General features: G+C 43.4%; 14 protein-coding genes. 13 read left to right on the top strand and 1 reads right to left on the bottom strand.

What is annotated here, in order from left to right; all coding sequences use genetic code 11:
* Window positions 1–51: 51 nt before the first annotated feature.
* From NSQ20_RS15290 to NSQ20_RS15325, 8 genes are all read left to right on the top strand, one after another.
* Entirely contained in the window at window positions 52–969 is a 918-nt protein-coding gene (locus tag NSQ20_RS15290; protein ID WP_253508187.1) for an ABC transporter permease, read from the top strand.
* 16 nt (window positions 970–985) lie between these two features.
* Entirely contained in the window at window positions 986–1,915 is a 930-nt protein-coding gene (locus tag NSQ20_RS15295; protein WP_340032905.1) for an ABC transporter permease, read from the top strand.
* A gap of 21 nt (window positions 1,916–1,936) precedes the next feature.
* Entirely contained in the window at window positions 1,937–3,955 is a 2,019-nt protein-coding gene (locus NSQ20_RS15300; protein WP_340032906.1) for a S9 family peptidase, read from the top strand.
* The gene (locus tag NSQ20_RS15305) at window positions 3,952–4,428 is read left to right on the top strand and encodes a hypothetical protein (protein ID WP_076327708.1); all 477 of its coding nucleotides are present in this window, start codon (window positions 3,952–3,954) and stop codon (window positions 4,426–4,428) included. Before NSQ20_RS15300 ends, NSQ20_RS15305 begins: the two co-directional genes overlap by 4 nt.
* 165 nt (window positions 4,429–4,593) lie before the next feature.
* Window positions 4,594–4,956: an Asp23/Gls24 family envelope stress response protein gene (locus NSQ20_RS15310; RefSeq protein ID WP_076327707.1), complete on the top strand. Its 363-nt coding sequence runs from the start codon at window positions 4,594–4,596 to the stop codon at window positions 4,954–4,956.
* 32 nt (window positions 4,957–4,988) lie between these two features.
* A complete protein-coding gene (locus NSQ20_RS15315) occupies window positions 4,989–5,597 on the top strand; it encodes an N-acetyltransferase (RefSeq protein ID WP_076327706.1) in 609 nt (202 codons plus the stop codon).
* A gap of 252 nt (window positions 5,598–5,849) precedes the next feature.
* Complete coding sequence (locus tag NSQ20_RS15320; RefSeq protein WP_076327705.1) at window positions 5,850–6,455, top strand: pentapeptide repeat-containing protein; 606 nt, start codon at window positions 5,850–5,852, stop codon at window positions 6,453–6,455.
* Between the two features lie 143 nt (window positions 6,456–6,598).
* Window positions 6,599–6,982, top strand: coding sequence for a hypothetical protein (locus tag NSQ20_RS15325; protein WP_340032907.1), 384 nt, complete (start codon window positions 6,599–6,601; stop codon window positions 6,980–6,982).
* Window positions 6,983–7,139: 157 nt separating this feature from the next.
* Here NSQ20_RS15325 and NSQ20_RS15330 read toward each other — a convergent pair whose 3' ends face one another.
* On the bottom strand, window positions 7,140–8,645 hold the full coding sequence (locus tag NSQ20_RS15330; protein ID WP_340032908.1) for an MFS transporter: 1,506 nt from the start codon (window positions 8,643–8,645) through the stop codon (window positions 7,140–7,142).
* A gap of 140 nt (window positions 8,646–8,785) precedes the next feature.
* Between NSQ20_RS15330 and NSQ20_RS15335 the strand changes: the two genes are divergently transcribed.
* The 5 genes from NSQ20_RS15335 (at window position 8,786) to NSQ20_RS15355 (ending at window position 14,569) form a co-directional block, all read left to right on the top strand.
* A complete protein-coding gene (locus NSQ20_RS15335; protein ID WP_076327702.1) occupies window positions 8,786–9,625 on the top strand; it encodes a MerR family transcriptional regulator in 840 nt (279 codons plus the stop codon).
* A gap of 383 nt (window positions 9,626–10,008) precedes the next feature.
* Entirely contained in the window at window positions 10,009–11,487 is a 1,479-nt protein-coding gene (gene abc-f / locus NSQ20_RS15340) for an ABC-F type ribosomal protection protein (RefSeq protein WP_076327701.1), read from the top strand.
* Between the two features lie 157 nt (window positions 11,488–11,644).
* Window positions 11,645–12,211 (top strand): helix-turn-helix domain-containing protein, encoded by a 567-nt coding sequence (locus NSQ20_RS15345; protein WP_036608234.1) that lies wholly within the window; start codon window positions 11,645–11,647, stop codon window positions 12,209–12,211.
* A gap of 242 nt (window positions 12,212–12,453) precedes the next feature.
* On the top strand, window positions 12,454–12,972 hold the full coding sequence (locus NSQ20_RS15350; protein WP_036670797.1) for an RNA polymerase sigma factor: 519 nt from the start codon (window positions 12,454–12,456) through the stop codon (window positions 12,970–12,972).
* The gene (locus tag NSQ20_RS15355) at window positions 12,956–14,569 is read left to right on the top strand and encodes an RNA polymerase subunit sigma (RefSeq protein ID WP_076327700.1); all 1,614 of its coding nucleotides are present in this window, start codon (window positions 12,956–12,958) and stop codon (window positions 14,567–14,569) included. Before NSQ20_RS15350 ends, NSQ20_RS15355 begins: the two co-directional genes overlap by 17 nt.
* The last annotated feature ends 186 nt before the right edge of the window (window positions 14,570–14,755 follow it).

Consider the following 14,755-nt stretch of genomic DNA (forward strand, 5'->3'; position numbering starts at 1 on the left):
CTGGATAACCATGTTCCTGCCGTTCTTTTTTAAAAGGGAGGTGAACAAGGAATGGGCAAATACGTACTTAAGTCACTACTGCAGATCATTCCGGTGCTGTTCATTGTTTCATTAATTGTATTCATTTTGGTTCGAGTCACCGGTGATCCGGTTGCGTTAATGTTGCCTGAAACGGCTACCGCTGAAGATCGTGCTGTCTTGACGCAGGCACTTGGTTTGGACCAGCCTTTATATACGCAATACGTGAAGTTTCTGGGCAGTGCGATAAAGGGAGACTTTGGTCAGTCTTTTCGCTACAATCAGCCTGCGCTAGAGCTTGTGCTGGAGAGATTGCCTGCCAGCTTTGAACTGGCTGTAGCCGCCATGTTTTTTGCTGTACTTATGGCTGTGCCACTTGGCGTCATTTCAGCTGTCAAACGCAATACGTTTACCGATCTCATTATTTCAGGAATATCCGTCATTGGTAAGGCGATGCCAAACTTCTGGATGGGGATTATGCTTATCCTCTTGTTCTCCGTCATGCTGGGCGTATTGCCGGTATCCGGTCGCGGAGGATTGTCACATCTGATCTTGCCGGCATTTACACTTGGCGTTGGACTGGCTGCGCAGATGACCCGACTGATTCGTTCCAGCATGCTGGAGATTCTCAACCAGGACTATATTCGAACAGCTCGCAGCAAGGGGCTTGGCCGAATGGTTGTCATTGTGAAACATGCGTTTCGGAACGGATTAATTCCTGTCGTAACGATTATGAGTTTGCAGTTTACAAGTCTGATCGGGGGGACTTTGATTACGGAAACAGTATTCTCCTGGCCTGGACTGGGTCAGTTGCTGGTCGTTGCAGTCAACACACATGATATGGCGATTGTACAGGCAGCGGTGTTTGTCATTGCCTTTATCGTTGTAGTAATCAACATCTTGACGGATGTAGCTTACAGGCTGCTCGATCCGCGCATCAAATACGACTAGAAGGAGGTGCAATCATATGACAGGCAGCAATGAAATGCCAATTCCGGGTACAGAACAGGAAAAAGACAATGGGCGTGCACCAACGGGATTTCGTTATATCTGGCAACAACTGATTATCAGCAAGACCGGAATGTTTGGTGCTGTGCTTGTATTGTTGGTTGTGTTAATTGCCATAGGTGCACCTCTATTGACGAGTCATGATCCGGCAGCGGTGAATCCGCTGGGCCGACTTAAACCACCAGCATGGCTTGAGGGCGGAACGGCCGAATACTGGCTGGGTACCGATAATCTCGGCAGAGACATGTGGAGTCGAATTGTATATGGTGCCCGAGTTTCCTTAATCGTGGGGATGGGTGCCGTGATTGTGTCAGGAATTATTGGCGCGATTCTGGGGCTGGTATCCGGATTCTACGGGAAATGGCTGGATGCTGTCATCATGCGTGTAGGTGATGCATTCATGGCGATTCCAACCATTCTGTTCATGCTTGTTGTGATGGCAATTGTTGGCCCGGGTATTACAACGTTGATCTTTGTCATCGGGGTGACGAACTGGGTTCCATTCACTCGTGTGGTAAGAAGTGAGGTTCTTAGTATCAAAGAGCGTGATTTTGTTCATGCGGCCAGATCGATTGGTGCCAAGAATGGAAGATTGATTCTGAAACACATTCTGCCGAATATCCTTTCATCTTTTATCGTCATCTGTGGTATGAATGTCGGCACAACGATTATTATGGAAGCTTCACTCAGTTTCTTGGGTCTAGGTATCAAACCACCTGATGTATCCTGGGGAGGGATGCTCAGTGATGGCAGACAATACGTTGCAACAAGCTGGTGGGTCGCTACATTCCCGGGACTAGCCATTACATTTACCGTACTCGGTGTTATTTTCCTTGGAGATTGGCTGCGTGATGTGCTTGATCCACGTACGGAGACAACCCATAAATAAACGGAGAAGGGAGCCATCATTATGAATCAAAGACCAATTATGCCGGAGGATCTGCGTCATTATCGTTGGATAAGTCAGCCGGTGATCAGTCCTAACGGACAAGTGGCTTATGTGGAACAGACCATAGATCAGGATAAAAACGAATATAACACGCAAATTCGAGGGATTTCCCTCGATGGTGATGAAGATATTGCACTTTCGGATGGAACAAAGGATTCCTCACCTGCTTGGTCGCCGGATGGCACACAGCTCACATTCATTCGCTCAGTGGATGGTGGCAAAGGACTATGGACGCTCCATTCAGATCAAAAAGAGCCTGTCATGCTGATATCTCCCGCACGTAAAATTTCAAGTTATATCTGGTCACCGAACGGGCAGTACATTGCGTTTACCAGCAAAGTACAACCGGAGGACCAACAGAAGAAAGCAGACGTCCAACAGGAGTCTGTATCTGAGCTGCGAGGTAAAGTCTTCGAGCGTACAACGCCGAAGGCGGAAGGGGCTGGTTGGTGGGATGGTCAATACAGCCAGTTGTTTGTATATGAGATCAAAAGCGGGGAGATCACGCAGGTGACTTCCGGGCTATGGAATATCAGTGCTCCAGCATGGTCGCCAGATAGCAAGCAGCTTTCTTTCATTTCGAAACAAGTAGAGGACGAGGAGCTTGATGCGGATCTGCTGTACTTTACCGATGTATACAGCATTCGATTGGGAGAGAGTGATCTGTTCAAAGTGACGGATTCCAGTCTGGCGATAAGCCAATTCTCCTATTCGTCCGACGGGCAGCGGCTGATCCTGATCGCCAGTGATCGTGAGTATGGAAGCGGGAGCCACAACAGCTTATACGGTGTTCCCGTTCATCGAGGTATACCCAGGCCAATCGCACCTCAATTAGATATGCAGATTGGTAACGCGGCGCTTGGAGATATGAAGTCGGCAGGTGCGTCACCTTCTCCTATCTCGGATGCCCATCATCCAGAACGTGGTGTATATGTACTCGGAACACATAACGGGAATGTGGACGTGTATCGCATTCAAGAAGATGGGAATTATCAAGCTGTGACGGGCGCTGGTGAAAAGGATGTGTATCAGTATACCTTAACGCCAGATGGTACCTCGCTGATTATCGCTGCGTTAACGGATGAACGCCCTGGAGAGTTATATCGCGTGGATATCGACAGTGGTGAAATGTTCAGACTCACCCGGCGTAATGATGAATTCATGGCTGAATTGGCTGTAAATGTGCCAGTCCGTGTAGAGTTTACGTCCTCCGATGGATGGCCGCTTCAAGGTTGGTTAGCTACACCGGCAATACGCGACACCGATGGAAAACTGCCACTGATTTTGCAGATTCATGGTGGACCCCACGCAATGTATACGGGAACATATAGTCATGAGATGCAGACACTCGTTGCGCAAGGTTATGCTGTGCTGTGGATCAATCCTCGCGGAAGTATGGGATACGGTCAGGAGTTTGCCAGAGCTTGCCGTGGTGACTTTGCCGGAGGGGATTACCGGGATCTGATGGAAGCTGTTGATTATGCCCTGGCTACATACGATTTCATTGATGCATCACGTCTGGGTGTAGCGGGTGGCAGTTATGGCGGAGTGATGACCAACTGGATTGTAGCGCATACCCACCGTTTCAAGGCGGCTGTAACCCAGCGTTGTATCTCCAACTGGTTGTCCATGTATGGAACGAGTGATATCGGAATTTCCTATGTCGAGGGAGTCATTGGTGGTAATCCGGCGGAAAACGCTGAATACCTGTGGTCTCGCTCACCTCTTGCCCATGCACATCACATTGAGACGCCACTTCTGATCATGCACGGAGAGCAGGACTATCGGACACCGATTGCGCAAGCGGAGGAATTATATACTACGCTAAAACGATATGGCAAAAAGACCAAACTGATTCGTTATCCGGGCTCCAACCACAGTTTGCTGAAAAGCGGTAAACCTTCATTACGTATCGATAGCTTCGAACAGGTGAATGCCTGGTTCAATCAGTACCTCGGGAATGAGGAGGGCGAGCAATGAATCGAACTCAGCTGTCCATTCCTGTAGGGCTTCTTGTAGAGAATGTTCTGACAAGTGGGGAACCAAAAGAAGTGATTATTGAATGTTTACAACGTCGAGACTATTCCCGTTTGTTGCCTCTGGTTAAGGAATCCGCGATGGATTTTGATGAAAGACTACAGACAGCAGATGATATCGGAGACGATTGGGAAAAGGCGATACGTCAAGGTTATGAGTTCAAGTTTTTGCATATTAACGGGTTGAAACGATTGCTCGATTTCCGGTTTGACCGTAAGGTGGATCGGGATTACGTTCAAGATGAGTTGTCTCTGAAGAATATTCGTTTGACCGCACAAGAGATTGAACTGCTACAATCGTTAATTGGCAGGCAGTGGATCGTGCAAGCAGAAGAAACAGAGGCAGCAGAAGAAGGTAGCAAAGAGAGTGGGATATCCTCCCGCATTCCTGTCCGTATTCAATTGAAGTTCCCTTAATATGGACCAAGAAGAAGCCGCGATGATCGCGGTTTTTTTGCTATGTACAGGTAGAAATGAGGATGACTCAATTCAAAAGTTGAAATTTGACTTTATATGATTTATATTTATATTAAATGATATTATTATCTATCAAAAATGCGGGTGTAAAGAGGGGGACCTAGGATGTCCATTCAAAATGTTTTGGGAAAAATTCAAATATCGGATGATGTGATCTCCAAAATTGTCGGCAAGATTGCGAATACCACCAGTGAGATTTCCTCCATGTCGACAGGACTTATAGAAGGCATCACCAAAAAGTGGAGCGGGAAAAGTCTACAAAATGGCATAGATATCCGCAAGGTAGAATCAAGACTGGAGATAAACGTAAAGGTTGTCGTTTGTTATGGAACAAAAGTGCATGAAGTCTGCAGGGAATTGCAAAACAATGTGAGATTACATGTGGAACAGCTGACCGGATTAACCATTGATACGGTGAATGTGATCGTTGAGGGGTTATCATTCAACCAACCTGTTGCCAAGCTTTAGTCCAATTTCAGCTACCTAGAGGAGTGACAGCGATGAATAAGATTTCCATAACAAAAGCCAGTCCACAATCATTAGTCGGCGGGCAACTAAATCAGATGGCACTTGAATATATGGCCTATTCGCTTGCAGGTACCAAGGACAAAGGCATTATAGAGAAAACATTTAACAAGTTATGGCGTTCAAATCAGAACCGATTCAGTCACCAATATGCTTATGAAGCTAAAATGGGTAACCAAACGCTGGGCATGATCGTATGTTATCCGACCACTATAATGAACAAACTTGCTTTGCCAACGTTCTCCAAGCTGTTTGAACTTCGGAAATGGAGCTTGATTAAGTATAATCTCCAACACTGGAAAGAGTTCTACTCCATGGTGACATTAAAAGAAGCGGAGAACGACGAGTACCACATCGGGACATTGGCTACGTTGCCAGAAAGCAGAGGACTTGGTGTAGGAACACAGCTCATTCATTTTGCTGAGGAGCAAGCTATAACACAAGGTCTGTCCAAATCCTCACTTACGGTTAAAAAGGAAAACCTACTAGCTATTAAACTCTACGAGCGTTTGGGATACCAGAGAGTAGGAGAAATTAATAAACCTTCGTTATCCCTATACAGGATGTCCAAAAAACTGGTGTAATGCTTTCTTATAGGAATAAAACAAGCAGCTAACTGGAGAGTTTCATATATATAAGCCCACATTGGAACAGTTAAAAGTGTGAGCTGGAGGGGCGCTTTATGCGTTCCTTTTTTAGTTTTCAGATTTTACTCATAAAAAAAGTAACTTGACTTTTGCTGGTGTTTAAGCAGGTGCTTGACAGGGGTGTGGTATAGTATAAAAAGTTCTTTTAATGAAGAAAGACGGAGAAATATACAATGTGGGGTGTAACCAGTGTATCAATATAAGGATCAGGAATATGAAGCAGTACATTTTGAGGGACGTGACCTGCGCTATGGAGAACTCATAAGCTGTGTTTTCAAACAGTGTACATTTATGAACGCTTCTATGGAAGAAATTGAAACGAGTAACTGTCGTTTTATCGAGTGTGACTTCAAAGGGGCTTCCATGAATGGTTCGATTCATACGGAATCGGCTTTTGAAAACTGCACCTTCGGTGGTGCAAATCTCTTTGCTTCCAAATTCAGCTCCTGCAAGATGACAGGCTCAGACTTCTCTGGTGCGCAAATGGATGGCATTACCCTGAGTCACGGCGATTGGTCCTACACAAATCTGAGACATACACGTTTGGGGAAACAGGATCTGCGAGGAATTCGTTTCTTTGAGGCTGACTTTACGGACACGGATTTCACCAAAGCGGATTTGAGAGACTGTGATCTTACCCGAGTTGTATTAAGCAGAGCCAAGTTGCAAGGAGCCGATCTTAGAGGGGCTAACCTGGAAGGCATCGATCTGAAATCACTGGATATCAAAGGTGTACGTTTGGATCGCGAACAAGCCGTTATGTTTGTGCGCTCGTATGGTGCGAAAGTAGACTAAGTTGAGTTGAACATACACAGCATGAAGCCGCCCTTAAGGCGGCTTTTTTGACTTTGAGGTTTTCCGATTCAGAGAGAATAGGCAGGAAAAAGAGATCTAAACAAGAAGTAGTTAACATAAGTTTCAACTAAAAGGAGGTTATCATGAGCGTCACATTAATTATTATTGTTGCTATTATTGTCTTTGGGCTTACAACAGGCACGATCACTACGATTATGGCATTTAAACTGTTACGTAACAATGAAGAGAAACATCACCTTCGCAAGAGCATTCTGATGGACGGAATTCCAACAGAAGCAATAATTCATGATATTGTACAGACATCATCCAGTAGGGATGGAAGGCCTGGCGTGCGATTGGATCTGACTGTAACCCAAGTTGACGGCCGCACCTTCCCAACAATTGTAGAGACTTATATTCCAATCACACATATTCCCCATTTTCAGAAAGGAAATGTCATTAACGTAAGATACATTGCGATGGGGAATGAACGAAAAGTTGAGGTAGAGGATGCCTACCTTCCGTGAGGTGCCACATGGTGGTAAGCTTCGGTTATCAGGCATATCAAAAACCATTACCTGAAACAACTCAGGTAATGGTTTTTGACGTTAATTTAATTGAGTTAATCCTCTTCTTTTGACATATTTCGTATATACCTCGCTTTGTTTCATGAAGTGAATTTCATTACGTTTTAACGCTGTGCTTTGGGGCTCGTTTCAACCGCACAGCAACCCAACTCATAATCAGAGCAGCAATGAACAGAAATACGGTCACACCTGCAATGACAACAAAGAAGGATTGGTCAAATGCAGCAAAGGCGGCATTTTTGAGCGATTCAGCAGACGCAACAGGCAAGCTTTCGGCAGCAATAAGCGCTTCATCCAGACTGTCCTTCGCATTGGCTGGCACACTAATCCCCGCAGGAATCTTCATAGCGAGTGTGTAGAAAAGGGTCGACATGCTGCCGATGATTGCAATACCGGATGCTCCGCCCAGCTCATAACCCACTTCCTCAATGGAAGCGGCCATGCCCGCTTTGTGTGGTGGGGCATAACTCATAATGGAATGTGATGCAGCGGTCATCCCTGATCCAAGACCTGCACCAAGCAGTGCCAAGCCGATAATCTGCCCGGTGAACCCAGCATTGAAATACATCAGATACGTCCCCATGCCAAGGGCAGCGATGAAGAGAGTGAAGCTTTTGATATATACAACATCCACACGGTGCATAATGGCCCCCGTAACAGGTCCGGCAATGAGTGCTGCAACAGGTATGGATACGGTGAATAGTCCAGCCTGAAGAGGTGACATGCCTTCCACCAGCTGAAGCCGCTGAGTGACCATATATTGCACACCCATTTGTGCGAACAAGCCAACCAGTGCGGTAATAAAGCCGGTGCTGAATCTTGGGATTTTGAATAAGGACAGATCCAGCAGCGGATTGGGACTGTTATTCTGACGGCGAATAAAGATGATCAGGGACAGAACACCGATCACAGCAGCTATGATAGCGAGTGTCAGAGATCCTTCGCGTCTTGTGAATTCCTTAATGGAATAGATAATTCCGACCATGGCAATCATGATCTGAATGGAACTGGTGAAGTCCCACTTTTTCGAGGTATCCCCTTGATGTTTAGGGATCATTTTCAAGGCGAATACAAAAGCGATAATGGCTATGGGCAGGTTAATCAGAAACACAGAACCCCACCAGAAGTGTTGAAGAAGCAGTCCACCAACAATCGGTCCCAATCCAGCACCACCTGATGCAATGGAACCCCAGATGCCGATTGCCAGTGCGAGTTCTCGCTCATTCGTAAACGTAACTCTGATAATCGACAATGTTGCTGGCATCATCATGGAGGCACCTACGGCTAGGAGAATTCTGCTCATGACTAGCACAGCCGGTACTGGAGAAAAGGCAGCAGCAAGAGAAGCAACAGAAAATACGACCAAGCCCAGGGTAAATATTTTTTTATGACCAAGACGGTCCCCGAGTGTTCCCATTGCAGGAAGAAGACCCGCCATGACAAGGGAGTAACCGTTCAGAATCCATAATTTCTCCGAAGCAGATGCACCGAGATCATGGGTCAAGCTGGGTAAAGCGGTGTACAGGATGGTCATATCCATCACAATGAGTAATAGTGCACTTGAGACAATAACAAGAATCATCCAACGTTTGAATTTAGACATGTTTCCCTCCGGCGATATGAATAACTTACAATTCAAAGACTAAACTATCGGGTAACCCTATAGTCAAACTTTTCTTTACACACTATAATGCATGTATATTGATAAAACTTAGACTACATATGACCATGGAGGGCCCATAGATGGCTGGACATCACGCACAACATTTTACCACCAGTGAATTTGCCAAGATCTGCGGAGTGACCAAACATACCTTGTTTCATTATGACGAGATTGGGCTGTTAAAGCCTGAATATACCAATGCCAAGGGCTACCGCTATTATGGTATGCAACAAACGTATGTGCTGGATGTCATACATGTGCTGAAGAAGGCAGGAAGCTCACTCCAAGAGATTAAGTCGTTTATTCAAAATCAGAATACACCATTGTTAATTGAGCTGTTTGAACAGAAATTAAAGGCACTTGAGTCGGAGCAACAACGAATCAAACGTATGCAAAAGCTGCTAAGTGGTGCCATTGAAATGACGAAACAAGCCACGGATGCTTCTCCTGAAGGGCTGCATATCGAACAATGTGAGCTGGAGTATTTTATTGCTGTACAACTGGAGCAAGGGGATGGGGATAAGGAATTCTTCCGTAAGTTCATTGAATACAGGACCCATTGTGATGAACAGATGATCGACTATGAGTTTCCGGTATGGACGATCTTAACTCAGGAGCACTATGAGGCAGGAGAATACTATCCGGATTACTTTGGCAACAAAATAAAAGCTCCCATTCCAGGGGAAACGATATGGATTAAGCCAAAAGGGATGTATGCCGTCATGAATCATCGAGGTTCATATGAAAGCATGCCGGAGACGTATTCCCTCATGAAAGAGGAGATAGAAAAAGAGGGACTGCAAGTCTGTGGACATGTGTATGCACTGGACCTGCTCACTTATTTTGCAGAAAGTAACCCCGATGAGTACATCATCAAAATTTACGTAGAGGTGTGTAAGCCAGAAAACACAATGGTTTAACGGTACGGGGATGGAAGATGAGATCGAGGCTACACTGTCTTGACCCATATCGTATTCCATGTTAAGTTTTCTGTATTAAATTTTGAACTTTCAAAGGGGGGATAGAGTCATGACTGAATTAGAGGTTGTGGATGTTTATGTGGACCTGTCAACAAACATGAACAGTGGCATGGTTCACAATATGACTAATCAGAATCCGACACTTTGTCCTCCTATGCATAGATCTACTTGGCGCTGAGTGGTTTATCGCCAGGTTTCTTTATTGTATAAGCGAATCTAAATTCTGATTATGTTCAAATATTAAAGTGAGGGAATCCATGCCATGTTCTATGGTGAAATCCCGTCAGTTTACTTTTATATTTCACATAAAAAGGATGATATGCATGTCTTTAATCAACGTTACCAACCTGACCTTTGCTTATGAAGGCAGTTACGATAATATATTTGAAAATGTTAGTTTTCAGTTGGACTCCGATTGGAAATTGGGTTTTACCGGAAGGAACGGCAGAGGCAAAACGACTTTCCTCAATCTGTTGCTTGGCAAATATGAATACAGCGGACATATCTCTGCGAATGTTAGCTTTGAATACTTTCCTTTCCAGGTAGAAAATAAGGGAGCCATGACCGTTGATGTCATCGGCGAGATTCATCCTGAATATCTACACTGGCAAGTTGTGCGCGAGTTTAACCTGTTGAAAGTGTCAGAAGATGTGTTGTATCGGCCTTTTGATACGTTATCCAACGGAGAACAAACAAAGGTGATGCTGGCTGCTTTGTTCCTGAAGGATAATCGGTTTCTGCTCATAGATGAACCTACCAATCATCTTGATCTTCATGCAAGACAAATCGTCAGTAATTATCTTGGCAGCAAGCGTGGATTTATTTTGGTATCTCACGATCGGTCGTTTCTGGATCACAGCGTGGACCATATCCTTTCCATCAATAAAAGTAACATCGAGATTCAGAAAGGCAATTTCTCCGCTTGGTGGGAAAATAAAAGAAGGCAAGATCAGTTTGAACTTGCGAGTAATGAGAAATTAATAAAGGATATCAAGCGTTTATCCGATTCAGCCAAACGGACCGGTGGATGGTCGCATGAAGTTGAAAAGACCAAAAACGGTACGAGAAATTCCGGCTCCAAGGTGGATAAAGGATATATTGGGCACAAGGCTGCCAAAATGATGAAACGTTCCAAAAATATCGAACAAAGGCAGCAATCTGCGATTCAAGAGAAATCCAAACTTCTCAAAAACATCGAGAGTGCAGAACGTTTACAGATTCATCAGCTGGATTTTCACAAGCAGGAACTTGTTGAAATGGAACATGTGTCGATATCATACGGCTCCAATACGGTGTGTAAGAATGTCAGTATCACGGTTGAAAAAGGGGATCGTATTGCCCTGTACGGTAAAAATGGATCTGGCAAATCAAGCATTCTTAAACTGATCTGTGGTGAAGATATCCCTTATACAGGTCTTTTCCGTAAGGATCATCAGCTTAAAATCTCGTATGTGTCGCAGGACACGTCCGATCTCGGAGGGCATTTATCTGAGTATGCGGCCGCACAGGGGGTTGATGAAAGCCTGTTTAAATCGATACTTCGAAAGTTGGATTTTTCCAGACTGCAATTGGAGAAAGATATCTCAACGTTTAGCGCAGGTCAAAAAAAGAAAGTGCTCATTGCTAAAAGTCTTAGTGAAAAAGCTCATCTGCATATTTGGGATGAACCACTCAACTTTGTAGATGTCATTTCACGTATGCAGATCGAAGACTTATTGCTGGAATACTCGCCAACCCTGCTTTTTGTAGAGCATGATCGTGAATTTTGTGCAAATATTGCAACGAGAATCATCGAACTATAAGTACGTATGAGATAAAAGATGACCATGTTAAGAGCCGCCAAATGGCGGCTTTTAGTATTACTCGTGAGGAAGTATGCTATAATTTTATAATCTCATCCAATCATTTGATGGATGACTAGATCAATTGTAGACTAATTCGCCAAGAGGTGTAATACCAATGAAAAAGGAAATGACAACAATCAAACAAACCAGGCTCCATTCCATTTTGGACGAGGCCACCAAATTGCTGATTGAAAAACCGAATGCTTCCATGAATGAAATTGCGGAATCTGCAAAAATCGGAATCGCTACGTTACATCGATACGTGGAAAGCCGCGAACAGCTTATGGTATATCTCGGATTACGCGCAATCGAGGTGGTCAGTGAGACCATGAAAGAAATCCAACTGGATGAGGAGCATTGTGAAAAGTACATACCTGAGCTGATCGAGGCGCTGATTCCATTAGGCGACAAAATTTATTTTCTGGCTCATGACACCACCATTAACTATAATCCCGAGATTGAGGGAGCAGATCTGAAACTGAGAGAACCTGTATTACACGCGGTCGGTCTGTTACAACAGAAAGGTTATTTCCGCTCCGATCTCGATAAAACCTGGATTGTCGATGTGTTGTATTCCATCATGTTCCTGACGTGGCAGCAGGTTGTAAGTGGTCATATCGCGAGAAAAGCAGCCCCTGCGCTTGTGGTGGATACGTTTTATCATGGATTTAAGCAGAGATGAAAATAGGGGTGAGACTAACTCAACAGCATCAGCTCGTTACTCAATGACCAAATGATTTCATAAAGTCGCTAATTTAGCGGCTTTTTTTGCTTGTTTACATGTATATAGACCTGTTCAAACAGCGATATTGAACTAATCTATTCTAGGTATCCGTGAATTTAGCAAAACCAACTATAAACAAAATGAACGATTACATAACATTATTTGTCTTATTAATGAAAACACGGCAAAGGGGGGATAGAATGACTGACAGAGAAATTTTTGAATTGTACAAAGAGCAAGTTTATTACTTCTGTTATTATCTGATGAAGAATCAAGCAGATGCCGAGGACATTTGCCAAGAAGTATTTGTCAAAGTTATTTTGGCTGACAGAACTAAGGTAAGGAACATGAAATCATGGATATTGCGGATTGCTTCAAATGAGTGTCATAACGTTATGAGAAGACGGAAATCTGGATGGTTGAAAGAAATGCGGCATTATTTGTTGTCCAAATCCCAGAGTTATAACCCTGTGGAAGAGGGTGTGTACCATAGGGAAACAAAAGAAGAGCTACGAGGATTATATAGTGGGCTTCCTGACAAGATTAGGATGGTTGTTGTCCTTCGATTTATCAATGATTTGACTGTACCTGAGATCTCTAAAGTTATGAACATACCTGAAGGGACTGCAAAATCCAGATTAAACAAAGGATTAAAACTTCTCAATAAAATGGTTGAACCTCAACTAAAGGAGCTGAGTAATAATGAATCAGTATTCTAATAAGGAAAAAAATATATCTCATCCGGATTATGACTTAATGTGGACAACCATTGAAAAAGAAGCACATAAACGACGAGTCAATCTGAATTCTTCACAAAAGCCTGCTGGATATCGAGCTAAAGCAATTCCTATAAGCATCATTTTTACTTTTTTCTTACTTGTTGCTATTCCTGTATTCGCCAGTATGACGATTGATTGGGATCGAATCGGAGGCCGGGGCGTTGCAAGCGCAATAAATAATGGTATCGGTCAGCAATATGATCTTCAGTCCGCTAGTTCAGGTGTGACAATGAATTTAAGCGGTGTTGTAACAGATGGAGAAAAAATGAAAATGCTCATATCTCTGGACACATCAATCGATCTTTCTCCATATAGTGAATTTGCGACTGAGGAAAATACTATAATAGGAGAATCCGATGCGAGAGCGAACGTATATGGTTATTTGGGGCACGATCCTGATAGTCAGAAACTCATTGGGATCTATGAAACAGCTGATACTTTAAAAGGTGGTACCAAAGAGTTTACATTCGAAGCAAAGAATCTTATCCTTTATCGGGATAGGGATATTTTCCTGAAATCTAATCAACATACTGGAGAATCAATGGTTACTGGTGTTTCACAGTTTCCGGCGATTCATATTGAATCGGTTAGACATGCAGATAATCAAACGGTCATCCGTTATAAAGTCGAGGTAGCAGCATCAGATTTGGAAAGCGTCAAACCTCACTTGAGAGTTCATACCGGGTCCCAGGTTGTAGATGCTATTCCGACCATCTTGCCTAACGAAGAAAAAGGATTGTTGATTGAACAGGTATTTGATATATCGGAAGCGGATTGGGCGAATGCGAACCTTCATTTCAATTATGTTGAAGCAGCAAAACGATTGACAGGTACTTGGAAATTCGATTTTGTCGCAAATGGGAAAAAAGCAAGTGAGGCGATATATACGAAAAAACTGTATACCAATCCTGAATTCCAAGCAAAAACCGGTGTTACTTTAGATCAACTTGTGATTACTCCATTGAATCTTCAGATTTTAATTGATGAAGAAGGTTCATATACAGAAGGTATTGTTCAATATAAATCGATTCAGATGATTATAGATGATAAAACAATCACAGGGGTGCAAGCCACGAAAGGGGGGCGTTCTGAAAATAATCAGCAATTGTTTGATTTTGAATCTCCTGAGTGGTATCAAAACTGGTCTGATGTTCCAATGAAACTCATCTTAAAAGATGCCATTGTTCAGAAACGAGATACAACTAAAAACTGGATTCATTTAAATGAACCCAAGAAACAAAAGCAATACACCAAACTCACTGTCGATGGACTTGAAATACAATTTTCTTATTATAGGGATGGGGAGAAATTAATTGTAGAGTCATATTCCAAAACGCCTAGTTTCAGAGGTATTAACCAAACAATGCTTCGGATCAATGGCAAAGAAGTCTTTCCTGAAATTAACCCCCAAGGGATGACACCTGCAAAAATTCATATAGATACCTACAAAGATATTCCATTTGATGGACATATTGAACTGAATCCGGGCATCTATAAATACAGCGATCCGGACAAAAATGTAGAGATTCAACTGTAGATAAAGTAATTCATAATTTGAGCTTGATGAACAATATAACACCTTCAGAGAGAATCCGTTACATGAGGAACGGAGACTCTTTGAGGGTGTTTTTTTGCGTTCACAAAAGCGTTTCTCAGTGCGCAAGCTGCAAAAACTTGATTTTCTCACATATTCAAATATTAACAGAGTTCAGAATTTAAGATT

It is taken from the genome of Paenibacillus sp. FSL K6-1122, assembly GCF_037977015.1.
GTDB lineage: Bacteria > Bacillota > Bacilli > Paenibacillales > Paenibacillaceae > Paenibacillus > Paenibacillus amylolyticus.